The following is a 17,931-nucleotide window of genomic DNA, read 5'->3' as shown; positions in this document are numbered from 1 at the left end:
ATATGACAAGCAAGAATGCATAGGCACTTACTACAGCGCCTTAGTTCTAGGTTCGGGTTAACAGTATTACCCAATCTCCTTGACTTTTCTTTGGTGCACTGCCTAAATCTACCTTTTGACCGCCTTGCACTTTTTTTATTTTTGAAGAAATTAATTTCCCCCCAATTTTTGGGTTGTACCACATTACTTTATACGGGTAATTAGATTCACTTAAGTCAAGGTTCGCCGTAATTGCGTTGTTGAGGTATACCACATAAGTATGGTTTGGTATTGCCAAGCAGTATATGGTATTGTCGTTGTCCTTGTTGCCAACCAGTTCATTATGGTTGGTCATGTTCCAGTATTCAATTTTGTTATTGGCAAAGAATTGTAAAGCATTATGGGCTTGATTCCAGAATAAATCACGTGAACGGTAATCTTCGCAGGTCAGGTCAGAATGTTCATGCTTGTATCCAAAATACCATTCGTTTCCCCAGCCGCCAGCCATAAGTGTTCCCCACAGTCCATTTCTTCTGGCTAGATCATGATTTGGGTTTTCGGTATCAGGTAACAGGGCATGTTGAGCGTCCCCTGGCTCATCTACGGCAACTGCCCATTGCTTGCCCGCATTTTTTGAAGCGGATAGCCAATGTAGTACTTCTTTATGGATACTTGCAAAATCCACTCTATGTGTTTGCACAGAAGGTCCGGTGATACCAGAATCAAGTCCTAATAAATCGTCGAATTTTATGCCGTTATGTATTACCAAATGATGATTGTATGGATCGTGGTTTTTAAAGTAATGGGCCATTGCCAGGCGCTGCATAGTATCTTGTGGTGGGGTTGTAGGGTTTTTAACCCATTCACCATTTTCTTCGCAAAGATTCCAGTTGAGGGCCAGGTGATGTCCAAAACGCGCAATTAATTCTCTGTAATATAATTTACTGTTGGCACCAACACCACCATTATCCAACAAGCCTTGGTTTTCTACCTCTAAGGTTTTAAAGTGTAAAAACAATCCCATTTTCTGGGCATGGCTAAACACTATTTCCCATTGGTCCAGTTTAGAAACATCCATACGATCCCAAGTATTGTAATCAACGTAGGGAAACACATTTTTGTCATCCCCCTTAATATTGTTCGTTAAGAAAGAAAACGCATTAAGGCCTTTGCTAGATAAATAATTAAGTGCGCCGATTATTCCTTTGCCCTTATCATCTTTCCAAACAGGGTCATCGGTTTTCCAATCTTGAATATGTGGTGACCATGTTTTTATAAAATTATCTCCATGGCCATCATTATGAAAATTACCGTCAAAATCTGCATATGCCAGAAAGTTCTCAGGTGCATCTGCACCTTGTTTTAAGAAGTATTCATTGGTTTCCGCAAATTTTAAATAACGCTCACCAACATATTGTAATCTACCCTTTGCCCTAAAGTCTCTTCCTTCTTTATCGGTTGGTGAGATGGTAAAACTGCCTTCATGACCATCCATAAATTCTGCGCTTACACCGGTATCTATTTTATCGCTTACAGCGCTCCAGTTTCCTTTTCTAAAATCAACTTTATAATTCCATTCTCCTATTTCATCTGGGGCAAAATGAACTTTCCATTTATTACCGGCTGTTGCAGAGGTCTCACCTGCATTTCCATCCGCAGCAAAATATCCTGGTACTAGATAAGTTTTATTGGTGGTACTGTGCGTAAAAAGAACGTTGAGCCTGTAATTTGTAAAAGGGTTGAAATCTGCATCTTCAGAAGACTGTGGTCCATCAAAAATTATAGTGACTTTATGCCATTTTTTAAGCTCTCCTTGTAGCTGGTAATAAATATTCTTAGGGCTTTCTTGAGCGAACAATTGGTTTGCAAAAAAGTAGCTTAAAAATAGGAGTACAGTAATAATGATTTTAGAGCGTATCATGGCAACAGTATTGGTTTAAACTTTATTTTTCTTTAAGTGCTTTGTTTTGAGCCTCAATACGTTCTTGTTGCTTTTTGCTTAATCCGTATTCATAATAATCGCTTGGTTTGTAATGCCAAATATTTGAATGTGTTTTCATTTCTTGATCATCCACATCTAGGCTAAGGTCACAATCAAATCGCATTAAAATAGAATGTTGTTTGCCTTTTGTACCTGCGGTTATGGCATGCGATATTCCCCAAGTGATACCCTTGCCATAATCTGTATTGGTAAATGCATCAGGTACATACGGTCCGCCGGCAATTGGCATTAATGAATTGGTAATAGCGGCAATCGAGAAATTTATACCGTCGGGAGCATATTGTACGGTAAAATGTTCGTTACCGTCTTTGATGACTAAAGCGGCAATACCTTCTTTAAAAGGAAATAAAGTGGTTTCGTGACCTGAATTCAAAACCGGATTCAATGGGCTTTTTGTAAAAGGACCAAGTGGATTATCGGCTGTAGCTAACCCCTGCATACGTACTAAACTAGGGTCGCCATCAAAATCAGACTTATAATACAGATAAATTTTATCATTGTAAACAAGTGGGTATGGGTCGTGAATGGAAAATTGGTCCCATTCTCCTTTACCACCATTGGGTATTACGATTTTGTTGTGGGCTGTCCAAGGCCCGTCAGGTGAATCGGCATATGACACGGCAACAGGGCAATCATCACCTCTTTTGCCACTGGCTTCCATAAAACCTTGATAATATAAATAGTACTTTCCTTTATAAACTAAAATATCTGTAGTTGAAACAGATCGCCATCCTACGTTAGGTTTTTCCGGTCTTTCTATGGCTACACCTTGTTCTTTCCAAGTAATGCCATCTTCGCTTGTGGCATACCAAATTTCGGCAAGGTCCCAATCGCTAGAAGGTATGGTGTCATTACTTTTGGCCGCACCTTGTGGAGGTGTACTGGTATGTCTATAAGTATACCAAACATAATATTTACCGTTATGAAATATAACTTTTGATGGATCTCTTCTTGATATTGTGCCATCGCCATTACTATAATCCAACCCTTTTAATTCGGTGTATTTAAATTGGGAATATAGCTCGTTATCTTCTGGGCGTGGAGCTAAATATTGATCATAGTTACGTTGCATTGCCAAGCTTAGCGGTTGGTCAGGTTTCTCCTTAGGTAGATGAAACGGAAAAGCTTTTTGGGCATTCAAAGAACAACCTAAAAAGCCAGAACAAAGTAGTAAAGTAACGCGCTTAAAAGCCATAATTAAATAGTGTGTTTGATTATGTTTTCAAGATAATGCAAATACAACCCGTTTAAATTAAGTATAGAAGGCATTAGTGCAACAAGTGTTCATAACACTACCACAAATGATTATTGAATGTTTAAAACAACATTGTTAGGGAGTTATAGCTTGGTTTTTTCGATATTTCCCTGGGGTAGTGCCGGTAATTTTTTTAAAGGTTCTGGAGAAGTAAGAGAAGTTTTCCATGCCTATTTTATGGGCTATTTCTTCTAAGGAATGGTTGGTGGTCCATAGCAGTAATTGAGCACGTTCAATTCTTTTGGTCTGGATGTATTTTAAGGGTCTCATATTAAACTGTTGTAAAAACAACCTTGAAAAATGATCTGTACTCATATGGTACTTTTTTGCCAAATCCTGTACTTCTAGGCTTTGGTTTAAATGTTCGGCAATATAAACAAGGACATCATTTAATCTACCAGTGGAAACATTGGCATTGGTTGCAGGTTCATTTTCAATAAAACGAGAAAGTAAAATGGTCAGTATACCTTGGGTCTCTAAATAACGTTGGGTGTTCATTTGGGCATTGTCCTTGTTAAATTGCAAAAGTTTTTGCGGTTTATGTGAGTAAGCTTTTGGGTCACTGTTTACAATTTTTCTTTTTGGGTACATCTGTGTTAGGCGTTCAAAGAATAAATGATCCCCTTCTTTTAGGGGAACTTCATATCTAAAAGACCGTAAATTGTATATAGAAAGCCCGGGTCTTATTTCTTCAAAGAAACTGATGTAAAACTGCTCATGATAATTTTCGCACTTGTACGTATTATATACATAGCTGGGTATAAGGTACATATGACCTTCTTTTAAAGTGTAGGTTCTGTTGTTGTGATAGAGGGTTGCAGACCCCTTGGTAACGTAGCACAATCGTGTAAACGGACTTATTACATTATCAAAGTTCCATGCCGTGTCAAGTTTGGCATAGCCGGTATGCAGTAAGCTTATTTTAAGGGATTGTAGTAGTTGAAGCATAAATAAAACATTTGTTGCACTTAAAAGAATATATGTACAGGTGTCATCAGAACAAGTGAATTAACTTTAGTCCCAACTAATTCAACGTACTGATGAAAAAAGATAATAAACACTCTAAGGTGGTAAAAAAGTCGGAATTGAACAAAAATACTTTTCAAGTTTCAAGAAGAAGTTTTATTACAAAAACAGCTTTGGCCGCCGGGGCGGTTACAATTGTACCAAGACATGTGTTGGGAAAAGGATTTACTGCTCCCAGTGATAAAGTTAACCTTGGTTTTATAGGTTTGGGAAAACAATCTAGGGGGCTGGCAAAGAACTTTATAAAGAACGATGCTGAAATTATAGCTTGTTCAGATGTTTGGACTACCAAAAACAATTGGTTTAAAAATCACGTAGCTCAAAATCAGTTGGAGATAAACAATTCTACCAGAAAAAATACCCTGACCTCTTATATCGACTATGCTGAATTACTTGAAAATTCAGCAATTGATGCAGTGGTCATTGCCTCGCCAGACCATTGGCATGCTAAACATGTAATGGATAGTTTAAAGGCGGATAAGGATGTCTATTGTGAAAAACCGCTCTCTCATAATATAAAGGAGGGAAGGGAAATGGTGAAAGCCGTAGAACAATCTGGTCGGGTGTTGCAAGTGGGCAGCATGCAGCGTTCCTGGGATAATTTTAGAAAAGCTTGTGAATTGGTTAGAAATGGTCATTTAGGTGAAATTAAGCGAGTTGAGGTAAATGTAGGAGACCCTGCAAAGGCATATGATTTAATGGAGGAAACTAAGCCAAATGAAATAGATTGGAACCATTGGTGCGGTCCTGCACCTCTGTTGAAATACAATCATAGGTTGGCACCATCTAGTAATGATGTTGATTTTTGGCCAGACTGGCGTTTGTTCGAAGAAACAGGTGGAGGTATACTTTCGGATTGGGGGGCGCATATGTTCGATATTGTTCAGTGGGCTTTGGGGATGGATGAATCTGGACCTGTAGAGTTTGTACCGCCTACGGATCCTACTGCGGTAAGAGGTTTAAAAATGTATTATGCAAATGGCGTTGAAGTGGAGCACAAAGATTTTGGCAGGGGTTGGGGTGTTCGCTTCTTTGGTAGTGAAGGTCAAATGGATATTAGTAGAGGGTATTTTGAAACCACGCCAGCAAATTTGGTAGATACGGATTATGCTGCAATGAACATACAGTTAATTCATTCTGATAATCATTACGCCAATTGGTTAACTGCTATCAAAAATGGAGGAACACCAATTTGCAATGTAGAAACGGGACATAGAAGTGCCAGTATTTGTCATTTATCTAATATTGCTTATAAATTAAATAGACCGTTAGTGTGGAATCCTGAAAAAGAAAAATTTCACAAAGATTCCGAAGCGAATAAATTAAGGTCAAGAAAAGAACGAAAATACTAAGATGAATTTTTAAATGTCGGAAATGTACAATTATTAGCCTTTTTTGGGCATGGTGCAAAAGTAACTGTTCTTATAGATTTGACTTAACGGAAAACAACATATGTAAATGCGAATGTTAAAACGATTTTTTCTCATACCAATAGTGGTATTAGTAGTCTCTTGTGGCGGACCAGAGTTGCCAGAAGAAGTAGCGCTTGAATATGATGCGCTACCGAAAACATTAGATTTTAATCAGCATGTAAAACCTATTCTTTCAGATAAATGTTACCTATGTCACGGACCGGATGCCGGTAATATAAAAGGAGGATTGCAATTGCATTCCGCTGAGGCAGCATATTCGGAATTGTCTGAGAATCCCGGAAATTTTGCCATTGTACCCGGTAAATTGGAAAAGAGTGAAATGTTTCATAGAATTATCACTACTGATCCCAATCTGATCATGCCTTCTCCAGATTCCCACTTATCCCTTACCAACAAGGAAAAAGCGATGTTGGTAAAATGGATAGAAGATGGTGCCGAGTATAAAGATCATTGGGCATTTATAAAACCGGAAAAGCATAAGGTGCCTAAAATTAAAAATGAAGATCTGGTAGCCAATCCTATAGATAATTTTGTTTTGGCCCAACTAGAGCCTTTAGATTTAAAATTATCGGAAAAGGCGGATAAGGAAACCTTGCTAAGGCGTGCGTCCATAGATTTAACGGGCTTACAGCCAACTCTAGAGCAAATAGAAGAGTTTGTAAATGATGAGTCGCCCAACGCCTTTGAAAAACAGGTAGACCGTATGTTGGCTTCAGAAAAATATGGAGAGCAACGCACGTTAGATTGGATGGATCTGGCACGATATGCAGATACACATGGGTATAGTGTAGATAGGTATAGGGATACGTCGCCTTGGCGAGATTGGGTGATCAAATCATTCAATGAAAATATGCCATATGATCAGTTTATACTATGGCAGCTAGCAGGCGATATGTTGCCAAATGCAACACGTGAACAGAAACTGGCGACCACCTTTAATCGTTTACATCCGCAAAACATGGAGGGTGGTATCATTGATGAAGAATTTAGGGTAGAGTATGTTGCCGACCGCTCACATGTTGCCAGTCAGGGTTTTTTGGGTTTGACCATGGAATGTGCCAAATGTCATGATCATAAATACGATCCTATTTCTCAAAAGAATTATTTTGAAATGTTCAGCTTCTTTAACAATGTTGATGAAACAGGCCTCATTTCTTGGGATAATGCTACGCCCGTTCCTGCTATGATGATTCCTACGGAAGATCAAGAAAAGGTGCTGGCATATTTAGAGACTTTGGTTAATGAAAAAGAAGAAAAAGTGGTTAAAACTGTTCAGACCGAAGCAGAAAAAGCAGAAGAATGGCTAAAACAGGAAAAATATAAGAACATTTCAAATACGGAAAAACCTGGTGATTTAGTAGTCGCAATGGATTTCGATCAAGGAAAATTATTGAATACAATTGGTGGTAATGGTAAGAACAACATTCGTATGCGCCAAGAATTTGTTGATAATGAAAAACCGGTTTTCAAAGAAGGTAGTAGGGGCAAGGGCTTGCTAATGGATGGTGATACTTGGTTGGATTTAGATAAAATAGGTATTTACCAAAGAGCGGAGTCCTTTTCTATTGGAATAGAGGTGTTTGTGCCCAAAGACCTAGAAACCGGTGTTATTTTCCACAAAATGAATAGTCCAGAACTGCATAGTTTTAGAGGATATCACCTGAAGATAAAGGATAATAAGTTAGAAGCTTTATTGGCACATGTTTGGCCGGATAATGCATTGGTTGTAGAATCTGTAGAAGAAATTCCGAAGGAAAAATGGATACAATTGACCCTTACTTATAATGGAACAAGTAAAGCAGATGGAGTTTCCATTTATATGGACGGGAAAAAACTGCAAACCAAAACCTTATATGATAACCTATACAAAGACATCATCTTTCATGGATTGCAACTATATGAAAACAGCCCTATCATTGAACCGGGCTTGCGTATAGGTGCAGTATGGCGAGGAAAAGGCATAGGTGGTGCCGTTGTAGATAACCTTATGGTTTTTGAAAAAGAATTGACACCTGTAGAAGTTTTACAGATTTCCAATAAAGAGCAATTATCGACTTTAAAAGAGAAGTCTTATGCCAATTTAACGGCAGATGAAAAATCTGAATTAAAGGAATATTACATCTCGGTAAATTCTAGGTCATATAAGAAAGCTATAGAAGCTTTGGAAAAGGACCGTTTGGTACTTGCCGATAGTATGGATAATGTAAAACAGATAATGGTAATGAAAGAGAGCAAACAAAAAAGGCAGGCGTACCTTTTGGCTCGTGGGCAGTATGACCAACCTACCGATTCTGTTTTTCCAAATACACCGGAAGCGATATTTCCATTTTCCGATAAGTTCGAAAAAAATAGAATTGGTTTAGCCAAATGGATTACCGATAAGGATAATCCATTGACGGCCAGGGTTACGGTAAACCGGTATTGGCAGCATCTTTTTGGAACCGGAATTGTAAAAACTGCCGAAGATTTTGGAAATCAGGGTGAATTGCCATCGCATCCTAAATTATTGGATTGGCTGGCCATTGAGTTCATGGAATCTGGATGGGACGTAAAGGCCTTGCATAAACTTATGGTAATGTCCAACACGTACCAACAAAACAGTATTGCCTCTAGCGAGTTACTGGAGCTAGATGGTGAAAACAGATTGTTGGCCAGAGGACCTTCCAAAAGATTATCCGGAGAAATGCTCAGGGATAATGCACTTTACGCTTCTGGTTTATTGAACGAAAAAATTGGCGGTGAGAGCGTGTACCCATATCAACCACCCGGATTATGGCGGGTCACCGGAGATGAATATGCACAGGGGCAAGGAGAAGAATTGTATAGAAGAAGTATATACACCATTTGGAAAAGGGCGGTACCACACCCCACGATTTCAACTTTTGATGTCCCAACTCGTGACCTATGCACCACAAGAAGACAAGAAACCAATACCCCATTACAAGCGTTGGTGTTGCTGAACGACCCTACGTTTGTTGAGGCGGCCAGAGTACTCGGTAAAAAGATGATGGAATATGACAGCATTACACAGGGCATAGCCAAAACGTATAAAAAACTTACAGGAAGAACCATTAAGAAAGAAGAGTTGACCATATTAACGGAATTACAGCATACAGAATTTGAAAAGTTTAAGAACAACAAGGCAAAAGCACAAGGTTGGATAAGTATTGGTGAATATGCTATAGCGCCTACGGATGATATAGCTCTGGTAGCTGCCAATGCCGTTGTGGCATCAACGATTATCAATTCTGATGCATTTATTACTAAACGATAAAAAAGAATATTATGTGCGACTATCATGATACATTACGTTCAAATAATAGGGATTTTCAAGAGATTGAAAAACAATTGGACCGTAGGCATTTTTTAAAGAAAACTTCTTTAGGTATCGGTGCTATGGCATTGGGCAGTTTGCTCAGTGCAGATAAGGCATGGGGGGCAATTGGCAGTCAAGGAGAAGCATTAAACAATTTCACGCAGAACAAGCTTGGTCTGCCCCATCATTTGCCCAAAGCAAAACGAATTATATACTTGTTTCAAAGTGGTGGTCCATCGCAATTAGATTTGTTCGATTATAAACCCGGGCTTGTAGATATGTTCGGTAAAGATTTGCCAGAATCCGTTATCGGCGGTCAACGACTTACAGGTATGAGTGGTAGCCAATCTACCTTACCCGTGGCACCGTCTATTTTCAATTTTAAACAATATGGCGAATCACGTGCTTGGGTTAGTGAACTAATGCCGCATACTGCTGAAATAGTCGACGATCTATGTTTTGTAAAATCTATGCAAACAGACCAAATAAATCATACCCCGGCCGTTACTTTTATGCAAACGGGTCATCAATTGCCAGGTAGGCCTTCAATAGGTTCGTGGTTGAGTTATGGTTTGGGATCTGATAATGAAAATTTACCGACCTTCATTACATTAATAAGTAAAAATGGTACAGGACAACCTTTAAAAGCCGGTTTGTGGGGCAATGGTTTCTTGCCCACAGAGCATCAAGGGGTGCAATTTCGTTCTGGTAAAGACCCGGTATTATACTTGAATAATCCTGATAATTATGACGGCAACGATCGCAAAAAAATGTTGGATTATCTAGGGAAATTAAACGCAATTCAACATGATGCTTATGGCGATAAAGAAATACAATCTCGTATGGCTCAATACGAAATGGCTTTTCGTATGCAAACTTCTATTCCCGAAGTTACCGATACAAAAGATGAGCCAGAGCATATTTTTGAAATGTACGGTAAAGACAGTAAAGATCCGGGCACATATGCGGCCAACTGCCTAATGGCGCGTAAGCTATTGGAGAAAGGCGTAAAATTTGTGCAATTGTACCACCAAGGTTGGGATCAACATATTGGTTGTCCAGATGGGGTTAAGTTCAAGGCAAAACAAACCGATCAAGCCACGGCTGCTTTGATCAAAGATTTAAAGCAACGGGGCATGTTAGAAGATACCTTAGTGGTTTGGGGCGGCGAATTTGGTAGAACGGTGTACTCACAAGGGCAATTGACAAAAGAGAATTATGGTAGGGACCACCATCCAAAAGCATTTACCATGTGGATGGCGGGAGCAGGCGTAAAACCGGGCATGACTTACGGGCAGACCGATGATTTTAGTTACAACGTAACCGAAAATCCGGTACATGTACACGATTTTCACGCTACCTTATTGCACTTGTTCGGTGTTGATCATGAACGCTTGACCTTTAAACATCAAGGTAGACGATTTAGATTAACGGATGTACATGGCCATGTGGTCAAAGATATTTTAACCTAACAAACCAATTATGTCCACAAGACGAAATTTTATTAAAACTACTGGGTTGGCAAGCACAGCTATGGCAACTACATCTATGGCATTTGGGGCTACGGTTATTGGTTCTAAAAAGAATTCAGATCGTTTATTGAATGAAACGGAAACCATTTTGGGTCATGGTGATTACAAGTATAAACTTACTAAAAATTGGGCACAGATTAGCGCAACCAGAATTCCTTTGTTGAACTGCCATGAAATGGTGATGGATAGCAAAGGAAGGTTAATTATGGTAGGAGACCATCCTCAGAACAACATACTAATTTTTGACAAATCTGGTAAATTACTGGATTATTGGGGCACCGCCTACCAAGGAGGTCATGGGTTGACCTTACATGACGAAGGAGGGGAAGATATGCTTTACATTACCGATTCTGGTTGGGCTTTAGGCAAAGGCAACCAAATGGTAAAACATAATGGCCGTGTAGCCAAAACTACCGTAGATGGTAGAGTGTTGTTTGATATTGGTCACCCTATGACTATTGGCGTATATAAACCCAACGAGTCTTTTTGCCCAACGGAAACCGCCATTGGTCCTAATGGGGATATTTATGTAGCCGATGGTTATGGGGAAAGTAGAATTATTCAATATGATAGTAATGGGAGATATATTCGACATTGGGGCGGAATGGAAAATCCGGATCCCAATTACAAACTGGTAAGTGCCCACGGGGTAGCTATAGACTATAGGGAAAAAGACAACCCCATGGTAGTGGTAACTTCAAGGTCACAAGAGTGTTTTAAATACTACACCTTAGATGGTGTATATGTGAAAACTATAGAAATGCCCAATATGCAGGTATGCAGGGCAGTTTTTGATGACGATAATTTGTATGCGGGTGTTTGTTGGTCGCAACCCAAAGTAGGCAAGACCAACTGGAAAGACCATACCGGGTTTGTGACCATAATGGAAGGTGACAAAGTAGTATCCAATCCTGGAGGTACTGAACCGGAATATAAAAAAGGGGTGTTGCAAAAAAGCTATCAATTGGAAGAAAGACCCATTTTACACGGTCATGATGTCTGTGTTGATGAAGATAAGAATTTATACATCTGTCAATGGAACGCCAACCATTCCGCTCCCTATAAATTAGAGCGTGTTTAATATCGATAATGAGTATGCAAGAAGTTTCAGATTTTGTTTTGTTTTTAGGTAGGTTTCATCCTTTGGTGGTGCATTTACCTATTGGGTTTTTAATGTTTGCCTTGGTATTGGAACTTGCGGATAATTATACCAAAATGAAGCACCTAAACGCAGCTGTACCATTGGCACTTCTATTTGGGGCTATTTCTGGTGCCGTAGCCTGTATGTTAGGATACATGTTATCCCAAAGTGGCGGTTATGATGAAGAGATGCTAAACGGACACTTTTGGTTTGGTATTGGTACTACGTTACTTGCATTTTTTGCCTGGGCGGTAAAGTCGGGTAAGTTTAAAATTGCATTTTTACAAAAGGCAAAACCGAATCTGGCCTTGTTAACAGTAATGGTTATATTATTAAGCCTGACAGGGCACTATGGCGGAAATTTAACCCATGGGGAAGATTATTTGGTTAAATATGCGCCTTTTAGAGAAAAAGAGGAGCCTTTGCCCCAATTGGCAAAGTTAGAAGATGCAACTGTTTATCCTTATTTGGTCAAACCTATATTTGAAGCCAAATGCGTAAGCTGTCATAATGAATCCAAGAAAAAAGGAGGTCTTGCCATCCATTCTTTTGAAGCTTTAATGGTAGGTGGTGATGACGGATCAATTTTTACCCCTGGCGATGCTGAAGGGTCAGAATTGATACGAAGAATAAACCTGCCAGAAAACCATGATGATGTTATGCCGCCAGAAGGTAAAACGCCATTAACGGATCAGGAAAGTGCCTTACTTAAATATTGGATAGAACATGGGCAAGCCAATGAGTTGACCATTTTAGGTGAAACCGAGGTGCCAGAAGATGTTTTGGCGTACGCAGCATCTACCTTAGGATTTGCAGCTGCAGGCTTGGCACATGGCTCAACTGATGTTTTACCAACAGCAAACCCTTTGAATATGGAAGTTGTACATTCCATTACCGAACAAGGTTTTAAGGTGAAAGAGCTTATAGATGGTTCCGGTTTGGTAGAGGTCACTATAGAGGACGGACAGATCAATGCGGAGAATATCAACAAGTGGGAAGAAAATTTTAAATTGTTAGCTCCTCTGAAAGACCAAATACTGTGGGCCGATTTTGGCGGGAATGAACTTTCTGATGCCATTCTTGTTCAGATTACAAGTTTTACCAATCTTAGAAAATTAGTGTTAGACAATACGACAATTACAGATACTTCCGTACAACCGCTTACAACTTTAAAAAATCTTGAATCGTTAAATGTATATAAGACTAATGTGACTAACAATTTGTTACCTATGCTAAGTGAAATGGCAAACCTAAAAAAGGTTTACATCTGGCAGACACAGGTGAGTGCAGATGCTATTGAGCAATTTTCCAAGAATTCTAATTTAGAGGTTGTTTCTGGCGTATAATTTTATGGTGCTTTGGTTGCATGTTGCTTTCTGTAAAGGTTAGGAGTTGTGTCATATTGAGTTTTAAATTTCTTAAAGAAGAAAGGCAGGGTTTCAAAACCACATTTATAGGCAATATCTGCAACGGTCATATCAGTATCAATCAGCATTTTAGCGGCTAAATTTATTCGATATTCATTAAGATAAACAAAGAATGAACGCCCCATCATTTTTTTGAAAAATCGGGAAAATGCTTGTTGAGATAGGTTGACCATATTTGAAACTTGGTGTAAACTAATAGGGTCGTGATAGTTTGTAGCAACAAAATCGTGAATAATAGCCATTCTATTATTATGTTCAGAAGGAAGTTCTTTGGTAAATTTTGCATTGGATAACAAAAAGAATTCTGCCTTAGAGAGTTTCAGTAAAATGGATAATAAGACCAAATATTGTTCTGCACTTTTTAGTTGAGGAAGAGACTTAAGTTCTGATAAAATAGTTGCGGTCGTTGCTGCTTGAAATAGAATACCTCTACTGGCTTGTTGCATCATATCATGTAATTCTGCTAATTCCGGTATTGAGGTAAATATCTCTTTGTTCCATTGAATTACGATAGAAATACTTTCTTCATCCGCATTATTTTCATTTTTCCAACAATGTGGTAGGTTGGAATTTAAAAGTACTAATTCTCCCGGTTCATAGCCACTTACGTAATCCCCAATAAATTTAGTGCCCTTGCTTTTTTCAATAAAGGTTAATTCGCACTGAGGGTGCACATGCCAGGGAGCATCAAAATGGCTATCCACAAATCGGTAAGCCAAAATGTTACTGTTCTCTGAAAATGGTATGGCCTCTAATTGTGGTTTCATATTTAAATTTATGTACTATTCAATCAGTATATTTTAATTATTTTAAGATAATACGACAATATAGATTAATTAATTGCAAATATAGATTATAAATGAAATTTAAATAATGATGATTTTTGTAGTAAGACCAGTTTAAATGTATAGAGTCAATACTTTTTGGTCTTTGTGATCTACAAATAATCAAAACTAGAGATGTAAATGAGCGCAAGCATTTTTTCTGATGCCTTTAAAGACACTAGAGCGTCTAAAGGAACCTGCCCTTTTAATGATCAAGATGATCCTGTAACTATGTTACTTCGTTTTAAGGATGTGAGGAAAACGGCGCATAATGCAAAAGATTTTAGTTCAGCGGCAAAGCCCGGTAGAATAGTGGTTCCGTCAGAGGTAAATATTAGGGATACTAGACAAATTCCCTTTGAAGTAGATCCGCCTGAGCATACAGAATATCGCGCCTTGGTAGAAGATTGGTTCAAACGCCCATTAGATATCGATTATGAATTTAAATTAACAAGGATTGTTGAGGCAGAGATTGATCGTGTATTGCAAAAAGGAGCTATAGAAGCCATCTCAGAATTGTCTTTACCCATACAATCAAAAGCATTGACCTTGTTGTTGAATATTTCTTTAAGTGAAGCGGAAACTTGGATTTCTTGGGGAACGCATGTGTTTAGAAGTGAAGATTCTGATTTAGATGCGGATAAGGCTTCCATTTTATACGATTATATAGATGCCGAAATAGACAAAGCTATAGCAGCTCCAGATGATAGCTTGTATTCCGTTTTACTGAACTCGGAATATCAAGGTCGTAAAATGTCCAAAGAGGAGGTAAAAGGGGTGCTTATTTTAACTTTTGCAGGAGGTAGGGATACCGTTATTAATTATTTGACCAATACCATTACCTATTTAGCCGAACACCCAGAAGCAATTGAGAAATTAAACGATAACCCTGCGTTAGTAAATACGGCAATAGAGGAATTTGTACGCTACTTTTCTCCATTGACCCACATGGGCAGGGTGGTAAAAGAGGAGAAAGAAATTAGCGGGCATATTGCAAAAGAAGATACCCGGGTATCATTATGTTGGGCATCTGCCAATAGAGATGAAAGTATTTTCGAAAACGCAAATGAAATTGTTTTGGACAGAAAAATGAATCCGCATGTAGCTTTCGGTTTTGGGGCCCATAAATGCTTGGGGGCTACACATGCAAGGCAATTAATGAAGGTGTTTTTACGAGTATTGACTGAAAAGGTAAGTACTATTGAAATTATAGATGCTGTAGAAAATATTGAAAATTGGGGAGCTCATAAACGAAAAGTGGGTTTTGATAAATTAACTATAAGATTAAACGCAAAATAATATGGCAAAAATAACTTACATCACTAAAGCAGGAGAAGAAATACAACTAGAAGCCAATAGTGGTAGTTTAATGGAGTTAGCGGTTAAGCATAAGGTAGCCGGTATAGATGGGGACTGCGGTGGAGTCTGTTCTTGTGCCACCTGCCATGTGCATGTTGCACCAGAATTCTATCAAAAATTAGATGCACCAACAGAGATAGAATCAGATATGTTGGAGTTTGATGATAATGTAACGGAGTATAGTAGACTATGCTGTCAAATTCCTATTTCCGCAGCCGTTGATGGTATTACCGTAAGCGTGGCAAATTAAATCAATTGTGGATACTACAAATTTAAATTGCGTAATTATTGGGGCAAGCCATGCTGGTGCTAATTGCGCCATGGAACTTAGAAAGCAAGGTTGGCAAGGCAATATTTATTTAATAGATACCGATGCACATTTGCCCTACCATAGACCGCCTTTATCAAAAGAATATCTATCAAAAGAAGAGGAAGGGGCAACGAAATTTAAACCGTTGTTTGCACTAGAGCGATACCAAGAAGAAGAAATCACTTTACAATTTGGTCTTAAGGTAACCAAGGTAATTAAAAAACTGAAGTCCGTTATTTTGAGCAATGGTGAAACTATAAGATATGATAAGCTTGTAATCGCTACAGGGGCTTCTGCGAATGTACCACCTATTGAAGGTATAGAGTCCTGTAGAAAAGTAAGTGTGTTACGCAGTGCGAAAGATGCCATACAGATACAGCAAGATTTTAAAACAAGTACCAATAAAGAAGTGGTAATTATTGGTGGTGGTTATATTGGATTGGAAACAGCTGCATCATTGAGGAAATTGGGCGGAAATATTACCGTTCTAGAACGTGAAGAACGTATTTTGGCACGTGTAGCCCCTATAGCATTAGCCGATTATTTTCAAGAATTACATACGGCAAACGGGGTGAAAATTCACACAGGTACCTCTGCTATTAAAATAAAAGAAACTGATACTGCAATAGAAATACAATGTAATAACGGTAATGTTTTTACTGCCGATGTTTTGATTGTTGGTACTGGTGTAAAGCCAAATACATTTGTGGCGGAAGAAATTGGGGCAGAAATTAATAATGGTATTAAGGTAGATGAGAATTTGCAAACTACGGTAGAAGATGTATATGCCATTGGTGATGTAGCACAATTTTATCATCCTACCTATAAAGAATGGATGCGATTGGAAAGTGTGCAAAATGCCGTAGATCAAGCAAAGATTGTGGCTTCTAATATTGTTGGCAATACACAAAACTATAATGCTATACCGTGGTTTTGGTCAGATCAATATCATGTTAAATTGCAAATGGTTGGCTTATCTAAAGGATTTACACATATGGTAAAACGTACCGAAGCAGATAAAATAGATTGCTTTTCAATTTGGTATTTTAAAAATGATGCACTTATTGCGGTAGATGCCGTAAATAATGGGAAAGCTTTTGTTCTTGGGGGTAAATTTATCCAGAACAAGATTCTTGTGGATCCATTGAAAATTGCAGATAATACAATTCCGTTTAAGCCGAATAATTTTATAAAAACCGAAACAAATGCCCATTAATGTAAAAGCAGCTATTGCCACTGGTGATGGAAAATTTATAATAGATACCATTACAATTGATGAGCCTAAGAGCGATGAGGTTTTGGTGAAAATGAAGGCTGCCGGACTATGTCATACGGACTACGATTCCCTTACTTGGGGCAAACCCATAGTTATGGGGCATGAAGGCGCGGGTATAGTTGAAAAAGTGGGAAATGGTAATTTAGAATTTAAAGCGGGGGACCAAGTCATTTTAAATTGGGCAACACCGTGTATGCACTGTTTTCAATGCCAAGAAGGCAATCAGCATATTTGTGATAACAACTCTCCTGTGGTAGCAGGTGGTAACGGTCATACGCCTGGGCATGCAACGTTAGAAAATACAAAATGGCGGGGCAGGGCAATAGAACGTTCCTTTAATTTAGGCTCTTTGAGCGAATATGTACTGGTGAAAGCATCAGCTTTGGTGAAGGTAAAAGAGACATCATTGAATTTCTCAGCTGCCGCCATAGTTAGTTGTGGGGTGATGACGGGTTACGGCTCCGTAGTAAACGCCGCAAAATTAGATGCAGGTAGCACAGCTGTAATTTTGGGTTGTGGAGGTGTTGGCTTAAATGTGATCAACGCCTGTAAAATTTCAGGTGCCAATAGGATTATTGCCATAGACATTAACCCCACTAAATTGGAAATGGCCAAAACCTTTGGGGCAACGGATGTTATTTTAGCTCAAAAAGAGGATGTGGGTTTACTGAATGCGGCATCCCAAGTAAAAAACCTTCTAGGAAATAAAATGGCGGACTATGCTTTTGAATGTACCGCCATACCTGCATTAGGTGCAGCTCCTTTGGCTATGGTGCGTAATGCGGGAACGGCTGTTCAGGTTAGTGGAATTGAAGAAGAAATAACCATAGATATGCGCTTGTTCGAATGGGACAAAATATATATAAATCCGCTTTATGGAAAATGTAGGCCACAAATAGATTTTCCAAAAATAATGGGTTTGTATAAAAAAGGAGATTTACTGTTGGATGAAATGATTACCAAAGAATATGAATTGCACCAACTTGACGAAGCCTTTAATGATATGTTAAGCGGGAAAAATGCAAAAGGTGTCATCGTTTTTAAATAAGCT

At 38.7% G+C, this 17,931-nt stretch carries 13 protein-coding genes; 9 read left to right on the top strand and 4 right to left on the bottom strand.

The window, feature by feature from the left end:
* Positions 1 to 46: 46 nt before the first annotated feature.
* From CSC80_RS17965 to CSC80_RS17955, 3 genes are all read right to left on the bottom strand, one after another.
* Positions 47 to 1,900: a DUF5060 domain-containing protein gene (locus CSC80_RS17965; protein ID WP_099193299.1), complete on the bottom strand. Its 1,854-nt coding sequence runs from the start codon at positions 1,898 to 1,900 to the stop codon at positions 47 to 49.
* Between the two features lie 22 nt (positions 1,901 to 1,922).
* The gene (locus CSC80_RS17960; RefSeq protein WP_099193298.1) at positions 1,923 to 3,176 is read right to left on the bottom strand and encodes a family 43 glycosylhydrolase; all 1,254 of its coding nucleotides are present in this window, start codon (positions 3,174 to 3,176) and stop codon (positions 1,923 to 1,925) included.
* A 135-nt stretch (positions 3,177 to 3,311) separates the two neighbouring features.
* Complete coding sequence (locus CSC80_RS17955; protein WP_099193297.1) at positions 3,312 to 4,184, bottom strand: helix-turn-helix domain-containing protein; 873 nt, start codon at positions 4,182 to 4,184, stop codon at positions 3,312 to 3,314.
* Positions 4,185 to 4,276: 92 nt separating this feature from the next.
* Here CSC80_RS17955 and CSC80_RS17950 point away from each other — a divergent pair, with 92 nt between their 5' ends.
* From CSC80_RS17950 to CSC80_RS17930, 5 genes are all read left to right on the top strand, one after another.
* Complete coding sequence (locus CSC80_RS17950; protein WP_099193296.1) at positions 4,277 to 5,614, top strand: Gfo/Idh/MocA family oxidoreductase; 1,338 nt, start codon at positions 4,277 to 4,279, stop codon at positions 5,612 to 5,614.
* A 106-nt stretch (positions 5,615 to 5,720) separates the two neighbouring features.
* Positions 5,721 to 8,969 carry a DUF1553 domain-containing protein gene (locus CSC80_RS17945; RefSeq protein WP_099193295.1) on the top strand — a complete coding sequence of 1,083 codons (3,249 nt, stop codon included), beginning with the start codon at positions 5,721 to 5,723 and terminating at the stop codon, positions 8,967 to 8,969.
* Positions 8,970 to 8,980: 11 nt separating this feature from the next.
* The gene (locus CSC80_RS17940; RefSeq protein WP_099193294.1) at positions 8,981 to 10,483 is read left to right on the top strand and encodes a DUF1501 domain-containing protein; all 1,503 of its coding nucleotides are present in this window, start codon (positions 8,981 to 8,983) and stop codon (positions 10,481 to 10,483) included.
* A gap of 10 nt (positions 10,484 to 10,493) precedes the next feature.
* Positions 10,494 to 11,624: a 6-bladed beta-propeller gene (locus CSC80_RS17935; protein ID WP_099193293.1), complete on the top strand. Its 1,131-nt coding sequence runs from the start codon at positions 10,494 to 10,496 to the stop codon at positions 11,622 to 11,624.
* Between the two features lie 8 nt (positions 11,625 to 11,632).
* Positions 11,633 to 13,030, top strand: a complete 1,398-nt coding sequence (locus tag CSC80_RS17930; protein ID WP_099193292.1) for a c-type cytochrome domain-containing protein — start codon at positions 11,633 to 11,635, stop codon at positions 13,028 to 13,030.
* Positions 13,031 to 13,032: 2 nt separating this feature from the next.
* Here CSC80_RS17930 and CSC80_RS17925 read toward each other — a convergent pair whose 3' ends face one another.
* On the bottom strand, positions 13,033 to 13,878 hold the full coding sequence (locus CSC80_RS17925; protein WP_099193291.1) for an AraC family transcriptional regulator: 846 nt from the start codon (positions 13,876 to 13,878) through the stop codon (positions 13,033 to 13,035).
* A 198-nt stretch (positions 13,879 to 14,076) separates the two neighbouring features.
* On the opposite strand from CSC80_RS17925, the gene CSC80_RS17920 reads away from it, so the two are divergent.
* Genes CSC80_RS17920 through CSC80_RS17905 form a run of 4 tightly spaced genes read left to right on the top strand, consistent with a single transcriptional unit; the run spans position 14,077 to position 17,928 of the window.
* Positions 14,077 to 15,234, top strand: a complete 1,158-nt coding sequence (locus CSC80_RS17920) for a cytochrome P450 (protein ID WP_099193290.1) — start codon at positions 14,077 to 14,079, stop codon at positions 15,232 to 15,234.
* A gap of 1 nt (position 15,235) precedes the next feature.
* Complete coding sequence (locus tag CSC80_RS17915) at positions 15,236 to 15,544, top strand: 2Fe-2S iron-sulfur cluster-binding protein (protein WP_058105455.1); 309 nt, start codon at positions 15,236 to 15,238, stop codon at positions 15,542 to 15,544.
* 7 nt (positions 15,545 to 15,551) lie between these two features.
* On the top strand, positions 15,552 to 16,820 hold the full coding sequence (locus tag CSC80_RS17910; protein ID WP_236973433.1) for an FAD-dependent oxidoreductase: 1,269 nt from the start codon (positions 15,552 to 15,554) through the stop codon (positions 16,818 to 16,820).
* Positions 16,810 to 17,928: a Zn-dependent alcohol dehydrogenase gene (locus tag CSC80_RS17905; protein WP_099193289.1), complete on the top strand. Its 1,119-nt coding sequence runs from the start codon at positions 16,810 to 16,812 to the stop codon at positions 17,926 to 17,928. Before CSC80_RS17910 ends, CSC80_RS17905 begins: the two co-directional genes overlap by 11 nt.
* Positions 17,929 to 17,931 lie beyond the last annotated feature (3 nt).

The sequence above is a fragment of the Maribacter sp. 6B07 genome (assembly GCF_002700155.1).
Taxonomy (GTDB): Bacteria; Bacteroidota; Bacteroidia; order Flavobacteriales; family Flavobacteriaceae; genus Maribacter; species Maribacter dokdonensis.
The sequence above is the reverse complement of the archived record's forward strand: the minus strand, read 5'-3'. Positions and strand labels throughout refer to the sequence as shown.